The 14,372-nt window shown below is 66.1% G+C and carries 12 protein-coding genes and 1 tRNA gene; 4 read left to right on the plus strand and 9 right to left on the minus strand.

What is annotated here, in order from left to right; translation table 11 throughout:
* Nucleotides 1-5: 5 nt before the first annotated feature.
* From ACIGJD_RS00120 to ACIGJD_RS00145, 6 genes are read right to left on the minus strand one after another with little or no spacing between them, the layout of a single operon-like run.
* A complete protein-coding gene (locus tag ACIGJD_RS00120; protein WP_483687751.1) occupies nucleotides 6-1,757 on the minus strand; it encodes a Stk1 family PASTA domain-containing Ser/Thr kinase in 1,752 nt (583 codons plus the stop codon).
* Entirely contained in the window at nucleotides 1,754-3,214 is a 1,461-nt protein-coding gene (locus ACIGJD_RS00125) for a peptidoglycan D,D-transpeptidase FtsI family protein (protein ID WP_483687752.1), read from the minus strand. Before ACIGJD_RS00125 ends, ACIGJD_RS00120 begins: the two co-directional genes overlap by 4 nt.
* Nucleotides 3,211-4,608: an FtsW/RodA/SpoVE family cell cycle protein gene (locus ACIGJD_RS00130; RefSeq protein WP_483687753.1), complete on the minus strand. Its 1,398-nt coding sequence runs from the start codon at nucleotides 4,606-4,608 to the stop codon at nucleotides 3,211-3,213. Before ACIGJD_RS00130 ends, ACIGJD_RS00125 begins: the two co-directional genes overlap by 4 nt.
* Nucleotides 4,605-6,380, minus strand: coding sequence for a PP2C family protein-serine/threonine phosphatase (locus tag ACIGJD_RS00135; protein WP_483687754.1), 1,776 nt, complete (start codon nucleotides 6,378-6,380; stop codon nucleotides 4,605-4,607). The genes ACIGJD_RS00130 and ACIGJD_RS00135 overlap by 4 nt, the downstream gene beginning before the upstream one ends.
* Before the next feature lie 2 nt (nucleotides 6,381-6,382).
* Nucleotides 6,383-6,865 (minus strand): FHA domain-containing protein FhaB/FipA, encoded by a 483-nt coding sequence (locus tag ACIGJD_RS00140; RefSeq protein WP_043448659.1) that lies wholly within the window; start codon nucleotides 6,863-6,865, stop codon nucleotides 6,383-6,385.
* Nucleotides 6,862-7,602 (minus strand): FhaA domain-containing protein, encoded by a 741-nt coding sequence (locus tag ACIGJD_RS00145; protein ID WP_483687755.1) that lies wholly within the window; start codon nucleotides 7,600-7,602, stop codon nucleotides 6,862-6,864. Before ACIGJD_RS00145 ends, ACIGJD_RS00140 begins: the two co-directional genes overlap by 4 nt.
* A gap of 395 nt (nucleotides 7,603-7,997) precedes the next feature.
* On the opposite strand from ACIGJD_RS00145, the gene ACIGJD_RS00150 reads away from it, so the two are divergent.
* Nucleotides 7,998-8,080, plus strand: a tRNA-Leu gene (locus ACIGJD_RS00150).
* Between the two features lie 211 nt (nucleotides 8,081-8,291).
* Here ACIGJD_RS00150 and ACIGJD_RS00155 read toward each other — a convergent pair.
* Nucleotides 8,292-8,996 (minus strand): FadR/GntR family transcriptional regulator, encoded by a 705-nt coding sequence (locus ACIGJD_RS00155; RefSeq protein WP_483687756.1) that lies wholly within the window; start codon nucleotides 8,994-8,996, stop codon nucleotides 8,292-8,294.
* Between the two features lie 23 nt (nucleotides 8,997-9,019).
* Nucleotides 9,020-10,147 (minus strand): L-talarate/galactarate dehydratase, encoded by a 1,128-nt coding sequence (locus ACIGJD_RS00160; protein WP_483687757.1) that lies wholly within the window; start codon nucleotides 10,145-10,147, stop codon nucleotides 9,020-9,022.
* A 149-nt stretch (nucleotides 10,148-10,296) separates the two neighbouring features.
* On the opposite strand from ACIGJD_RS00160, the gene rlmN reads away from it, so the two are divergent.
* Nucleotides 10,297-11,532, plus strand: coding sequence for a dual-specificity RNA methyltransferase RlmN (gene rlmN / locus ACIGJD_RS00165; protein ID WP_483687758.1), 1,236 nt, complete (start codon nucleotides 10,297-10,299; stop codon nucleotides 11,530-11,532).
* Nucleotides 11,533-11,536: 4 nt separating this feature from the next.
* On the opposite strand, the gene ACIGJD_RS00170 is transcribed toward rlmN, so the two are convergent.
* Nucleotides 11,537-12,268: a TetR/AcrR family transcriptional regulator gene (locus ACIGJD_RS00170; protein ID WP_483687759.1), complete on the minus strand. Its 732-nt coding sequence runs from the start codon at nucleotides 12,266-12,268 to the stop codon at nucleotides 11,537-11,539.
* Nucleotides 12,269-12,404: 136 nt separating this feature from the next.
* Here ACIGJD_RS00170 and ACIGJD_RS00175 point away from each other — a divergent pair, with 136 nt between their 5' ends.
* Together ACIGJD_RS00175 and ACIGJD_RS00180 are read left to right on the plus strand one after the other, a co-directional pair.
* Nucleotides 12,405-13,796 (plus strand): flavin monoamine oxidase family protein, encoded by a 1,392-nt coding sequence (locus tag ACIGJD_RS00175; RefSeq protein ID WP_483687760.1) that lies wholly within the window; start codon nucleotides 12,405-12,407, stop codon nucleotides 13,794-13,796.
* Nucleotides 13,797-13,862: 66 nt separating this feature from the next.
* The gene (locus ACIGJD_RS00180) at nucleotides 13,863-14,345 is read left to right on the plus strand and encodes a pyridoxamine 5'-phosphate oxidase family protein (protein WP_483687761.1); all 483 of its coding nucleotides are present in this window, start codon (nucleotides 13,863-13,865) and stop codon (nucleotides 14,343-14,345) included.
* The last annotated feature ends 27 nt before the right edge of the window (nucleotides 14,346-14,372 follow it).

The raw sequence follows: 14,372 nt of genomic DNA on the forward strand, positions 1-14,372 counted from the left end.
GACGTTTAAGGCGTGCAGGTAGGGGGCGTGCCCGGGGTCTGGCCCGCCGCGCAGGTTGCAAGCGGCGAGAGGGGCGTGGGCCCGGCCTGGGAGGACGTTGTGGGCGCAGGGGTGGGTGCCGCACTGCTGGGCGAGGGCGCCGGAGCCGGAGCGGTTGCGTAGAGGACGGTTATGGGTGAGCCCTTGGGCATTACCCCGGTGGGGTTCAGTTCCAGGACGGTGCCTGGGGCGGCCGAGCTGCTTTCCTGCGGCAGGACCGTCACCTGCAGGCCCAGTCCGGCAAGGGCTGCCTGCACCTGCCGGTAAGGCTTGCCGAGGTAAGCCTCAGGAATAACGTTGACCGTCGCCTGCGTGGGCTCAGGGGTGGGTGTGGGCGCGGGCGTGCTGCGCGTCTGCGTGGGCGTCGCCGACTGCGTGGTCCGCGTGGGCGTCGCGGACGACGGCGGTGCGCTGCTGCTGGCGGTCGCGCTGGAGCTGGGGTTGCTGGACGGCGATAAGAGTCCCACCTGGTTCAGGAGGAAACCCACCAGCGCAAACAGGAGCAGCAGGATCAAGGCGACCAGAGGCCATGTCCAGGGGCTGCGTCCCTTGCGCCGGGGCTCATCGGCGGGCTCGTCGTCGTACGTTTCCCCGCCGTACGTGTCCTCGTCCTGCTGGTCCCAGTTGCGCTGGGCAGCCAGCGCATTGGCGCGCGCAAGCGGACCTTGGGGCGCGTCGCCCTCAGCTGCGGATGCACCGTGCGCGCCTGCCGCCATGGCAGCTGCGGCACCTGCCGCGCCTGCACCCAGCACCGGGAGGGCGGAGGTGGCGGTGGGGGAATCCCGCTGGCTGCCAATGACGCCGGTGGGGGCGGTGGCGGTGTCCACCGGCGCCGTGATGGGGCCGGTGTCTGCGTCGAAGAGAAGCATGCCGGGCACGGCGGCGCGTGCGGCGCTGATATCGCCGTTGCGGATTGCCTCCGCTGCCTCGGCCAGCTTGATGGCATTGGCAGGCCGGTCCTTGGGATCCTTGGCCAGCATGGACATCAGGAGCGCCCGGACCGGAGCAGGCAGGCTGTCCGAAAGCGGCGGCGGAGCGTCGTTCACCTGGGCCAGCGCAATGGCGATCTGCGATTCCCCGGAGAAGGGACGGTGGCCGCTGAGGCACTCGTACCCGATGACACCGAGGGAGTAGATGTCTGAGGAACCGGTGGCGGTCTGGCCGGTTGCCTGTTCAGGGGCCAGGTACTGCGCTGTTCCCATGACCTGCCCGGTTTGGGTGAGCGGCACCTGGTCGGCCAGGCGGGCGATGCCGAAGTCGGTGACCTTGACCCGTCCGTCGGGCGTGATCAGGAGGTTTCCGGGCTTGACGTCCCGGTGGACCAGGCCCTGGGCGTGTGCCACGGCCAAAGCGCGGGCGGTTTGCGCAATGATCGAGAGCGTACGGTCCGGCGACAGCACCTGCTCGTGCTCGATGATGCTGCTCAGCGGCTGGCCCGGGACCAGTTCCATGACCAGGTAGGCGGAGCCTTCTTCTTCGCCGTAATCGAAGACGTTGGCGATGCCCACGTGGTTAAGGAGCGCGGTGTGACGGGCCTCGGCACGGAACCGCTGAAGGAATCCGGGGTCTCCCGTGTATTCCTCCTTGAGCACCTTGATGGCGACGATGCGGCCCAGGACCAGGTCCTTGGCTTTCCAGACTTCGCCCATGCCGCCAATCGCGATCCGCGTGGTCAGCTGGAATCTGCCGCCGAGGGTGATTCCCGTTGTAGGCCTCACTTATTCAACACCGCCTCAAAAATCTTTTTCGCGTTAGGACTGGTCAGCTTTGCTCCCGCGTAGATGTCTACGCCTTCCATGACGATCGTGACGCTGACCTTCGGGTTGTCAGCGGGGGCGAACCCGGTGAACCACGAATTGTTGGTTCCATTGCCGAGCTCGGCGGTGCCGGTCTTGCCCGCCACCTGCACGCCGGGGACGGCGGCGCCCTTGGCTATACCATCAGTAACCACGCTGGTCATCCACTCGGTGATCTGTTTGGAGATCTCCGGGGTGGTGGACGTCCTGAGCTGGGCCGGCTGGGGCTCATCGATGACGCGCAGGTCCGGGGACCGGAGGGTCTTGACCAGGCTGGGCGCCATCTGGACGCCGCCGTTTGCGATCGCGTTTGTCATCATGTTGACCTGCAGAGGCGTGACCCGGACGTCCTTCTGGCCGATGGCGGACTGGGCCAATCCGGGCTTGTCCAGGTTGTCAGGGAACCCGTTACCTGTTGCATGGCCCAGCTTCAGCAGGTCCCCCACGTCCTCGCCGAACCCGAACTTTTTGGCCTGGGCGGCGATGGCGTCGCGGCCCAGGTCCAGTGCGATGCTGGCGAACGGCGTGTTGCAGGACTGCTGCAGTGCGAAGGCGAAGCCGGCGGTGTCCCGGGTGTAGCAGTTGCCGCCGGCGTAGTTGGGCAGTTTGTACTGGATGCCGTCGAAGGGCATTTCTGCGGGGTTGGGCAGGACGCTGTCCTTGTTGTACTTCCCTGAGGCCAGGGCCGCGGCCGTATCCACGAGCTTGAAGACCGAGCCGGGGGCCAGCAGCTCACCGGTGGGTCCGCTGACGTTCTGGTTCAGGTTAACGCCCGGGACCTTGACGAGCTCATTGATGTTGGCGCTTTCAGCCTTTGGATCCTGGGTGGCCACCAGGTTCGGGTTGTAGGACGGCTTGGAAGCCATGGCCAGGATGGCGCCGGTCTTGGGGTTAGTGACCACAATCGAGCCGCGCTGGCCGTCCGGGATCAGGTTGTAGGCCAGCTGCTGGATCTGGGGATCGATGGTGAGTTCCACGGAGGCACCCTTGGGCTGGTTGCCCAGGAAGAGCTGGCCCACCCGGTCCAGGAAAAGCTGGTCCGAGTTGCCCGCCAGCTCGGCGCCCATGGACTGCTCCAGTCCTGTGGCTCCATAGTTCTGCGAGAAGTATCCCGTCAGGCCGGCGTACAGCTCCGGCTGCGGGTAGGTGCGCTGGAACTTGCACGTCTCCGAGTTGCTCTCAACCGATTCCGCCACCGGGGTGCCGCCCACAATGATGGAACCGCGGTCATTGCAGTACGTCTGCAGGATGGCGCGCTTGTTCCAGGGGTTGTCCTTCAGCGCGTCTGCACCAATCACCTGGACATAGCTGATGGCGCCAAAGATGAGGGCGAACATGGCGATCGCCGCTACCCATGAGTGCCGTATTGCCTGGTTCATGCGCGCTTCACCGCCTCGGTTGGAGTATCAATGCCTACGGATTCCGCCCCAGCTGACGGCGGGAGCGGGGTGGTGTCCACCGGCCCGCGCGCGGTATGCGAGATCATCAGGAGCAGTCCCACAATGATCCAGTTGGCCAGCAGTGATGAACCGCCGGCGGCCAGGAATGGGGTGGTGAGGCCGGTCAGCGGGATGAGCCTGGTGACGCCGCCAATCACCACGAAGCACTGGAGCGCCACGGCGAAGGACAGGCCGCAGGCCAGCAGTTTCCCAAAGGCATCGCGCGTTCCCAATGCGGCGCGGAACCCGCGGGTGAACAGAAGCAGGTACATCAGGACCACGGCGAAGAGGCCAATCAGGCCAAGTTCCTCGCCCAGGGAAGCAATGATCATGTCGCTGTTGGCGAAGGGAACCAGGTCCGGACGGCCCTGCCCCAGGCCTGTTCCGACCAGCCCGCCGTTAGCCATGCCGAACAGCCCCTCAACGATCTGGAAGCTGCCGCCGTACTGGCGGCCGTAGACCTCGTCGGTGAAGGCGTTCAGCCAGCCGTCGATGCGCAGGCCCACGTGTGAGAAGACCTGCGAAGCGATAAAGCCGCCGCCCAGGAGGAGGGCCAGGCCGATGACAACCCAGCTGATCCGGCTGGTGGCCACATAGATCATGACGATGAACAGGCCGAAGAACAGCACGGAGGACCCCAGGTCGCTTTGGAAGACCAGCACTCCGATGCTGACCAGCCAGGCGGCCACCATGGGTCCCAGGTCCTTGAAACGCGGGAACTGCAGCGGACCGATCTTCCGGCCCGCCAGCAGGATCAGGTCCCGGTTCGAGGACAAATACCCTGCGAAGAATATGGCGAGGGTAATCTTGGCGATTTCACCGGGCTGGAAGGTCATGGGCCCCAAGCGGATCCACACGCGGGCACCGAGGATTTCGCCAGCGCTGATACCGGGGATCAGGGGCAGAACCAGGAGGACGGCGCTGGCTGCCAGTGAGATGAACGTGAACCTGCGGAGGACTCGGTGGTCTTTCAGGAACCAGATGACGGCGATGGCCACCGCCATGGCAATCAGTGTCCAGCGGAGTTGGTTGTTTCCGGTATCGCCCCCGGGCGGGTCCAACCGGTGGATCATGGCCAGTCCAAGACCGTTGAGGGCGACCACCAGGGGAAGTATTACCGGATCAGCATATTTCGCCCGGAAGCGCAGGACCCCGTGGAACACCAGGGCCGCAACGGCCAGCAGGCTGGACTGGAACCAGAAGTCCGAGTCGAAGGCCTTCTCCTGGTCCACGCCCACCAGCATGTTGGCACCGATGCCTACGGCGAGGGCAAGCAGCAGCAGCGCGAGTTCAACGTTGCGGCGAGGCTTGGGCATGCTGCTTACCTGGCTCATTTGGCCGCCTCGCAGGTGATGGTGGGAGTGGGTGTTGGGGAAGCTGCCGACGGTGCCGGGGCAGGGGCGGACGCACCCGGTGCGGGCGGCGGAGCCGCGGCGCCGGCGGGCGGTGCGCTGGAAGTCGGAGCAGGGCTTCCGGATGGAGCGGGGGCAGTAGCAGAGCCGGAAGGCTTGGGGCACTCTTCCTCCGGCGAGGTGGTTCCCGTGAGCTCCAGGTTCTTGACGATCCGCTGCGCGTCGTAGAGGTCGTTGGCCGGAACCGTTTGGCGGACCCGCTGCTGCGAGAACGGCGGGAGGGAGTCCATCCGGATATCGGTTACGGCTTCAAGGGAGGACAACTGGATGGGTCCCAGCCTTTGGGAAACGCCGTTGTAGATGGCCACCCGGGAATCGAACTCGCCCACGTAGTAGCGGGTCTGGGTCCAGGCGTAGCCGAGCCAGAGTCCCACGGCCACCACAAGCAGCACCGCGGCTGCAACGGACCAAGCCAGCCATCGGCGCGGACGCAGCGGGACCAGGGTGTCCTCGGGGTCGGTGGCGGGTTCTGCCTTGTGGGTAAGGAGTGTGGCAGCCCGGCGGGCCACGGTCCGTCCGGCAATGGTGGGGATGGATCCGGACTCCGCCGCAGCCGCGGCCGCCCCCACCAGTTCGTGCGGGCGCGAGGCAAGTTCTTCGCGCAGTACTTCGGCAGACAGGTGTTCACCGAGGTGCGGGTCGGTGCTGCCGGGCTCCGTGGGGCCGGCGTCTTCACTTTCGGAGTCTCCGTCTTCGGCGCCGCCGTCCTTGGCACCGCCTCCGGCAGTTTCCTTCCCGGACTCACCATCGTGCTTGGCGTCTTCGCGGTCCGGGCGGGCTTTGGCACCAGGTTCCGTGCCGTCGGCAGGACCGGCGGGTGCATCCTTGGCTGCGGGCGCGGCGGGCGCGGCGGCTGCCGCGGCAGCGGGCTTGCTGCCCTGCACCGGCGGGACGATGTCGACGGCGGCGGTGCTGACGTCGTCGGGCGTTTCCTCCACGATGTCCACCATGACCACGGTGACGTTGTCCGGGGAGCCGGCCTCGAGGGTCAGCTCAACCAGGGTTTCGGCGCACTCGTGCAGGTTGTGCGTTTCCCGGACCGTCCGCTCCACGGCATGTCCGGCCACGTAGTTCAGTCCGTCGGAGCACAGCAGCCAGCGGTCCCCGGGCTTGGCGTCGAGGGTGTCCAGGTCCAGTTCCGGACTGGCGTCTACATCGCCCAGGACGCGCATGAGGACGTTCTTGTGCGGGTGCGTTTCCGCTTCCTCCGGGCGGAGCCGGCCTTCGTCAATGAGCCGCTGGACAAACGTATGGTCCACGCTGACCTGCTTGAATTCACCGTCGCGCAACCGGTATGCCCGGGAATCGCCGATGTGCGCGAAATGCAGTTTGTTATCGGCCAGCAGGAGCGCGGTGACCGTGGTGCCCATGCCCGCGAGCTTGGGGTTCATGTGCACCAGTTCGGAGAGCAGCGAATTGGCGGTCTGGATCTCATCGGCCAGGACGGTGCCGGCATCGTCCCCCTGGTCCGGGCTGTCCAGGTGGATCATGTCCAGGACGGTCGCCGCGGAGGCGACGTCACCGCCGGCGTGCCCGCCCATGCCGTCGGCGACGACCGCGAGGTGGCGGCCGGCATAGGCGGAATCGTCGTTCTTGGCCCGGATCCGGCCAACGTCGGACCGCGCCGCGAAGCGCATGATGAGGGGCCGCTGAGCCGGACTGGAGCCGGTTGCGGGGGTTTCAGGCACGGCCACGGTTACGGCCTCAATTCAATGACCGTCTTGCCGATTCGCACGGGTACCCCTGGCTCAACCGGCAGGGCACGGGTAAGTTGCTGGTCTCCCAGGTAGGTGCCGTTGGTGGAACCGAGGTCCTCGATGAACCAGCGGCTGCCCTGCGGGAAGAGCCGGGCATGCCGGCCCGAGGCGTAGTCGTCCTCCAGAACCAGGGTGGCTTCCTGGGCCCGCCCCAGCAGGATGGGGCTGGCGGCCAGCGGCAGGGTCCGGCCCTTGAGCGGGCCTTCGACTACCACCAGCTGCCGCGCCTGCTGCTTCACAGGCTGGGGCGGCGCCTCGGCCAGTTCCGGGTTCCGCCGGACCTGCCGGGCTGTGGGCGCACCCGCTGCGGCCTTGCGTCCCACCATGAGGTCGCGCCGCATGGCGGAGACGATGCTGAAGATGAGTACCCACAGGAGCAGCAGGAAGCCGAACCGCAGCGCGGTGATGGTGAGGTCGCTCATGCGCGGCCACCCGGGTTGGCAGGAAGCAGGCGGAAAATGATCTTTGTCCGTCCCATCGTGATGGTGGAGCCGTCTGTGAGTTCGGTGCTTCCGGAGACCTTTTGGCCGTTGACATAGCTGCCGTTGGTGGATCCCAGGTCCACGGCGCTGGTCACGCCGTTGGCCGTGCGGATTTCAAGGTGGCGCCGGGACACTCCCGTGTCTTCGATGTGGATGTCCGCCTCGGATGACCGTCCCAAAACGATGGACGGCGCATTCAGCGAATAGCGTTGGCCGTCGATGTCCAGAACCGGCTGGAGCCTGACCGGCTGCCGGTTCGGAGCCGCCGGAACGCTGGTCCGTGGCTGGGCGGCGCCCGCGCCTTGGGACTTTTCGGTGGCGGAGGCAATTTCGAAAGCACCGGCACGGAGCTCGGTGTCCCGGCGGAAGGAGATCCGCACGGGGCCTTGGAGGATGTAGCCCTGGCTGCGGACGTGGTTGATCACCACATCGCAGAGTTCTTCGGCCAGCGGCGTGCCCCATTCCTGTGCCCGGGCGAAGTCGTCGTCGCTGAGCTGCACGTCGAAGACGTTGGGGACCAGTGTGCGTCCGGCCGCCACGGTAAGGGCTTTGTGGTCCACTTCGCGGCGGAGCCTGCTGGCGATCTCCACCGGTTCCACCTGCGCCTTGGAACCGGTGGAGAAGACGCCGCGGACGGCCTTTTCGATGCCACGTTCAACCTTGTCCAGCAGACCCATGGTTCTTCTCCTTTCCCCCCGGTTCCGGGGCACTAATTGCTGTTGACCAGCATCTGCAGGGCAGTCAGCCGGAGCGCGGTTGACCCGCCGGCAGTGCCCACTCCTACATCCGATACTACTTGCCACCCCTGTGAATGACCTTAATCCGCAACGGCCGGGCGCCGGGAAAAGTTCGGTCTACGAAGCCTTGCTGCCCGGCGTCGAGCTGTCTTTTGGGGGCTTCGGGTACCCGCCCATGGCAGGATTCCTGCGGGTTTTTCCACGGGCCCGGGCGGCCAGGAGACGGGCGGATGATGGCCAATTGGTAATTTGCGGCAACTGTCCGTTATGCTTGATCTCGCTGCTTTTACGAGGCGCGAAACGGGAAACCGGATCGGTCAAGTGAAGGAAGTTGCGCGCGAGTGGCGGAACGGCAGACGCGCTGGCTTCAGGTGCCAGTGTCCGAAAGGGCGTGGGGGTTCAAATCCCCCCTCGCGCACGCAAATGGAAGAGCCCCGGTCTTTGGACCGGGGCTCTTTTGCGTTCCCGAACCGCTTCATGCGAAAGGGCCTTTACCTCAGGTCCCCGCCGGGTGGACGAGTACCCCGGCAGTTGCGGGGGGAGTGGTCCACTCCGGGGGGAGGTTTGCGCCGGCGGCAGGCAGGGGGACGACGGCGGCAGCCGGCGGCGTGTCGACGGCGGGACGGCGCCTAGGCGGACGGGCGCGCCGAAGCCTTGAACCGGCGTCGTGAATTGGCCAGGTGGGTGCGCATGGCGGCCGCCGCGGCAGCGTCGTCACCGTCGGCAATGGCATCCCGGATGGACCGGTGCTCCAGTACCACCTGGTCAAAGTGGTCCCGGGCGTAATGCTCAGCGCCGGTCATCAGGCGGGTGCGCGGCATGGCGATCATGGTCTGCCCCAGTGCCGCCAGGCAATCGGAGAAATAGGGGTTGCCGGAGGCGGCAGCAACCGCGCGGTGGAATTCAAAGTCGGCCTTCATGGCGTGCGCCGGGTGCCCGGAACTTTCCGTAAAGGTGTCCAGCGCGGTACTCACAGCCCTTAACTGCCGCTCGGTGTGGTTCCGGGCTGCCAGCGCCGCGGCTTCGGTCTCCACTCCCATGCGGAAGGCCAGCAGGTGCAGCCTGTCCTCGGTGGTGACCACGGGACGGATCCCGAGACCCTCCGAGGGCCCGTCCGCCGGGGGAGTGAGGGCGAAACTGCCGCGTCCGCGCTCGGTTTCAACCAGACCCTCCGCCTGCAACCGGGTAAGGGCGGCGCGTACCACGGTCCGGCTGACGCCGAAATCGCTGATCAGCGTGTTCTCGCTGGGCAGCTTCTCACCCGGCTGGATCACGCCGTCGACGATGCGGTTGCGAAGGTCAGCGGCAAGGTCCGCGGTGAGGTTCCGGGTCATGGCTAAAGATTACGGCTTTGGGTCTACGCACCGAACTCCACGCTCTCGGTGGTCCAGGCACGGGCCTGGTCACTCAGGGTGATGCCGAGGCCGGGGCGGTCCGGAACAATCATCCGGCCGTCCTTTGTTTCCAGGCGCTCATTGAACAGCGGGTCCAGCCAGTCGAAGTGCTCCACCCACGGTTCGCGGGGGTAGGCGGCGGCCAGGTGGAGGTGGATTTCCATGGCGAAGTGCGGGGCCAGGCCCAGTCCACGCTCGTCGGCCAGGGCGGCCAGCCGGAGGAACTGGGTGATGCCGCCTACGCGCGGAGCATCGGGTTGGATGATGTCGCAGCCATTGGCGGCGATGAGTCCCTTATGTTCAGCCACGGAGGCGAGCATCTCGCCGGTGGCGATGGGGGTGTCCAGGACCTGTGCCAAGTGGGCATGGCCCTCGAAGTCATAGGCATCCAGTGGTTCCTCGATCCAGATCAGATCGAATTCCTCGAGGCGGCGGCCCATGCGCAGGGCGGTGGCGCGGTCCCACTGCTGGTTGGCGTCCACCATGAGCGGAACCTCGGGGCCGATGTGTTCGCGGATCCCGGCCACGCGGCGCAGGTCCTCCTTGCTCTCCGGCAGGCCCACCTTGATCTTGATGCCGCCGATGCCCTCCTCGATGGACTGGGTGGCGCGCGCCTTCACTTCGTCGAGGCTGGCATTCAGGAAGCCGCCGGAGGTGTTGTACGTCCGCACTGAGTCCCGGTAGGAGCCCAGGAACTTGGCCAGCGGCAGCCCGGCACGCTTGGCTTTCAGGTCGTATAGAGCGATGTCGACGGCGGCGAGGGCCTGGGTGGCGACGCCGGACCGGCCCACGGATGCCCCTGCCCACAGAAGTTTGGTGTAGACCCGGGCGATGTCATTGGGGTCCTCGCCGATAAGGCCTTCGGCGACTTCCTTGGCATGGGCGTACTGGGCGGGGCCTCCCGCCCGCTTGGAATAGCTGAAACCGATACCGGAATGTCCCAGCTCGGTGGTGATCTCCGCGAACAGGAAGACCACCTCGGTCATGGGCTTCTGCCGCCCTGTGAACACTTTGGCGTCGCTGATTGGCACGGCGAGGGGAAGGCGGGCGGTGGACAGCTTGACGTGCCGGATCAGATCGACGCTGCTCATGGATTCTCCTGGAAGTGGGATGGGGCTCCTTCGCCCCCATACTTACAATATAAGTGTCTAGCTTGTATTACAAGTAGCCCCGCAGCGATCCATTTCCTGCTTTTTTGGGCGATTCCCGCCGGTTTTTTCCTCGTGGGATGATAGAAGGGATGACTTCCCCCAATCCTTCCCCTGAAGCTCCTGTCCGTGCCTCCAAGGCAGCCGGCGGCCCTGCCCGGCCGCAGGTCCGCCCCACTGCCGAGGGCTGGGAGCAGGCTCGTACGGTCGAAGGCCGGCCCCTGCTCCAATTCGCGTCCCCCCGCGTCAAGCAGCCGCCGGTGCACCTGGCGGACATGAGCCTGGCGGAGCGTGGTGAGAAGCTGAAAGAGCTTGGGCTGCCGGCATTCCGCGCGAAGCAGCTTTCCACCCACTACTTCCAGCACTGGACGGTGGACCCCGAGCGCATGAGTGACCTGCCCAAGGCGGGCCGCGGGGAACTTGTCGCCCAGATGTTCCCTCCGCTGCTCACCGAGGTGCGGCGCAACCGCACTGACAAGGGGGACACCATCAAGTTCCTCTGGCGGCTGTTCGACGGCGCCCTGGTGGAGTCCGTCCTGATGCGCTACCCCGGCCGCATCACCCTCTGCGTCTCCTCGCAGGCCGGCTGCGGCATGAACTGCCCCTTCTGCGCCACCGGCCAGGCCGGATTGACCCGCAACATGTCCACGGCGGAGATTGTCGATCAGGTGGTTGCCGCAAACCGGGCCATCGCTGCCGGCGAACTGGGCCCGAAGGAGCACGACGATGAGCGGGTCACCAACATCGTCTTCATGGGCATGGGGGAGCCCCTGGCCAACTACAAGCGGGTCATGGCTGCCCTGCACCGCTTTGTGGATCCGGCGCCGGAGGGTTTGGGTATGTCCGCCCGGAATATCACCGTTTCCACCGTGGGCCTTGTTCCGGCCATCCGGAAGCTGGCGGACGAGGACCTTCCCGTGACGTTCGCACTGTCATTGCACGCCCCTGACGACGAGCTGCGCGATGAGCTGATCCCGGTCAACAACCGCTGGAAAGTGGACGAGGCGCTCGATGCCGCCTACGACTACTACCGCAAGACGGGCCGTCGGGTCAGTATCGAGTATGCGCTGATCAAGGACATGAACGACCACCCTTGGCGTGCTGACCTCCTCGGCAAAAAGCTCAACCAGCGCGGGCGCGGCTGGGTGCATGTGAACCCGATCCCGCTCAATCCGACTCCGGGCTCCATCTGGACTGCTTCCGACAAGGCGGTGGAACAGGAATTCATCGAGCGGCTCCGCGCCACCGGCGTTCCCTGTACCCTCCGGGACACCCGCGGCAAGGAAATCGACGGCGCCTGCGGCCAGCTCGCCGCCGCCGAGAGCTAGCCGGTCACCGGCCGCGCAGGGCCCCCAGTCCGGAGATCAGGGCGTCCAGCCCCAGGCTGAAGGCTGTGTCTGCGGGGCGCCCGCGTTCCTGCCCGCGGGTTCCGCCGTGTCCGGCAGCTGTATCCTGGCCCGCAGAGGAACTGCGCACGGCCGCAGTGAAATACGGGGTGGACCCGGCCATGCTGCCGGAGTCGAAAATGTCCTCCGGCGCGGTCACGTCGTACGCGGATCCGAAGATAAAGGACTCCAGTGCCACGATGGCCGGCACAATGCGCTCCTGTGGAAAACCGGCGTCGGAAAATCCCTTGCTGACGGTCTCGTACATCGCGAGCGTCTGCGGCGCGTCGGTGACCGGCAGGACGGCGATGACAGGGATAAGCGGAGTGTGCTCGGCAAACACGTCCCGGTAGCTCCAGGCCCAGGCGCGGACGGCGTCCTCCCAGCTGCCGCCGCCAAAACCGGAGACGTCCACGAGTGACATCAGGTGGTCCTCCACCAGGAGGAGTACATCCTGCTTCGACGCCACGTGGTTGTAGAGGGCGGACGGTGCCACGTCGAGTTCCTTGGCCAGGGCTGCCATGGTCAACCCGTCATAACCCCTGCGGCTGACCAGCTTCAGGGCGGCCGCGGTGATACCTGACTTGTCCAGTACTGCCGCGGACGGTCGGCCGGCCCGCCTCCGCTGCACACCGCCGTTGTTGGTGGTGCGTCCCTGTGCGGGTGATACTGCCGGCATTCCTGCCCTTTCGTCGGTGTCCCCTGCATTATTCCATCCGGTACTTCCGCTCAAAGCAGGCAGCAGCTATAGTTCAAGTAAATGAATGGCATTCATTTAGTGGTCCCCGTCACCAAGGGCCCGCAGAGAGGACATCATGCTGAACCTGAACCGCGACGTCGTGGTCGTTGGAGCCGGGCCGTCCGGACTCACCGCCGCCCGTGAACTGAAGAAAGCCGGCCTCACCGTAGCCGTGCTCGAGGCCCGCGACCGCGTGGGCGGCCGGACCTGGACCGACACCGTGGACGGTGCCATGCTCGAAATCGGCGGCCAGTGGGTCTCGCCGGACCAGACTGCCCTCCTGGAACTGCTGGCGGAACTGAACCTCGAGACCTATCCGCGCTACCGCGACGGCGAGTCCATCTACATTGGAGCGGACGGCGCCCCCGTGCGCTACGCGGGGGACACCTTCCCGGTTGACCCGGACACCGCCGTCGAAATGGACCGCCTGGTGGCCCTCCTTGACGGACTGGCCGCCGAGATAGGCCCCACCGAACCCTGGGCCCATCCCAAGGCCCGCGAGCTGGACACCATTTCCTTCCACCACTGGCTCAGGCAGAACTCTGCCAACGAGGAAGCCTGCAAGAACATCGGGCTCTTCATCGCCGGCGGCATGCTCACCAAGCCGGCGCACGCCTTCTCCGCGTTGCAGGCGGTTTTGATGGCAGCTTCGGCCGGCTCCTTCACCCACCTCACGGATGAGGACTTCATCCTGGACCGCCGCGTGGTGGGCGGAATGCAGCAGGTGTCGCTGCTGCAGGCGCAGGAGCTGGGAGACGACGTCGTCCTTGGCTCTCCGGTGCGCACCGTCAACTGGGAGCCGGACACGGACGGCGGGCACCGCGTGACCGTTGTGTCGGACCGGGCCACCGTGAACGCCCGGTTCGTCATCATGGCCGTGCCGCCCAACCTCTACTCCCGGGTCTCCTTCAACCCGCCGCTGCCGCGCCGCCAGCACCAGATGCACCAGCACCAGTCGCTGGGCCTGGTCATCAAGGTCCACGCCGTGTACAGCACACCGTTCTGGCGGGACAAGGGTCTCTCCGGCACCTGCTTCGGCGCCGATGCCTTGGTCCAGGAGGTCTACGACAACACCAACCACGGCGACCCCCGCGGCACCCTGGTCGGCTTCGTCTCGGATGAGAAGGCCGACGCCATGTTTGAGCTGTCCCCCGAGGACCGCCGCAAGGCCATCCTCGAATCCATCGCCGGCTACCTGGGCGGGGAGGCGCTCACCCCGGAGGTGTACTACGAGTCTGACTGGGGCTCGGAGGAATGGACCCGCGGCGCCTATGCCTCCAGCTATGACCTGGGGGGCCTGCACCGCTACGGCAAGGACCAGCACGCACCTGTCGGCCCGATCTACTGGTCCTCCTCCGACCTGGCGGCCGAGGGGTACCAGCACGTGGACGGCGCCATCCGCATGGGCCGCATCACCGCTGCACGGATCGCAGAGGTGGCGAAGGTCCCGGTGGCTGCCAGCTGGTAAATAAGCATGCTTACTAATAGGCTGGCGGCGGGGAGCGTCCCCGACTTCAGACGAACGAGGTGAGGCATGACTGACGCCCAGAGCATCAGCAAGGTTACGGAGATCATCAACGATTCCAGGATCGGAATGGTCACCACCATCAACGAAGAAGGCGCCCTCGTCAGCCGGCCGCTGGCCGTCCAGGAGGTAAAGGACGACGGCGACATGTGGTTCTTCACCGGCCTCGGCACGTCCCAGGTTGCGCATGTCCGGGCTGACTCACGCGTCAACGTCGCCTTCGGCAAGAACACCGAGTGGGTTTCCGTGGCCGGGACCGCCGAAGTGGTCACGGACCGGGCCAAGATCCACGAGATGTGGAACCAGGCGGTTGAAGCCTGGTTCCCGGACGGGCCGGACACCCCCGAGGTGTGCCTGCTGCGCGTCGACTCGGATTCCGCCGAATACTGGACCAGCCCGGGCGGCACTGCCGCTACGGTGCTCCAATGGGTGAAGGCAAAGGTCACCAACAGCCGGATGAGCGTTGGCGAAAGCGGCACCGTGGAGCTGTAGTACCGAACGTTGAAAGGGGCGGGGCGG

It is taken from the genome of Arthrobacter sp. E1SS-5, from assembly GCF_057073715.1.

Coding starts and splice junctions, on each gene's coding strand:
- ACIGJD_RS00125 (WP_483687752.1), bottom strand. CDS start 3,214: ATGAACCAGGCAATACGGCACTCATGGGTAGCGGCGATCGCCATGTTC.
- ACIGJD_RS00130 (WP_483687753.1), bottom strand. CDS start 4,608: ATGAGCCAGGTAAGCAGCATGCCCAAGCCTCGCCGCAACGTTGAACTC.
- ACIGJD_RS00140 (WP_043448659.1), bottom strand. CDS start 6,865: ATGAGCGACCTCACCATCACCGCGCTGCGGTTCGGCTTCCTGCTGCTC.
- ACIGJD_RS00145 (WP_483687755.1), bottom strand. CDS start 7,602: ATGGGTCTGCTGGACAAGGTTGAACGTGGCATCGAAAAGGCCGTCCGC.
- ACIGJD_RS00155 (WP_483687756.1), bottom strand. CDS start 8,996: ATGACCCGGAACCTCACCGCGGACCTTGCCGCTGACCTTCGCAACCGC.
- ACIGJD_RS00160 (WP_483687757.1), bottom strand. CDS start 10,147: ATGAGCAGCGTCGATCTGATCCGGCACGTCAAGCTGTCCACCGCCCGC.
- rlmN (WP_483687758.1), top strand. CDS start 10,297: ATGACTTCCCCCAATCCTTCCCCTGAAGCTCCTGTCCGTGCCTCCAAG.
- ACIGJD_RS00170 (WP_483687759.1), bottom strand. CDS start 12,268: ATGCCGGCAGTATCACCCGCACAGGGACGCACCACCAACAACGGCGGT.
- ACIGJD_RS00175 (WP_483687760.1), top strand. CDS start 12,405: ATGCTGAACCTGAACCGCGACGTCGTGGTCGTTGGAGCCGGGCCGTCC.
- ACIGJD_RS00180 (WP_483687761.1), top strand. CDS start 13,863: ATGACTGACGCCCAGAGCATCAGCAAGGTTACGGAGATCATCAACGAT.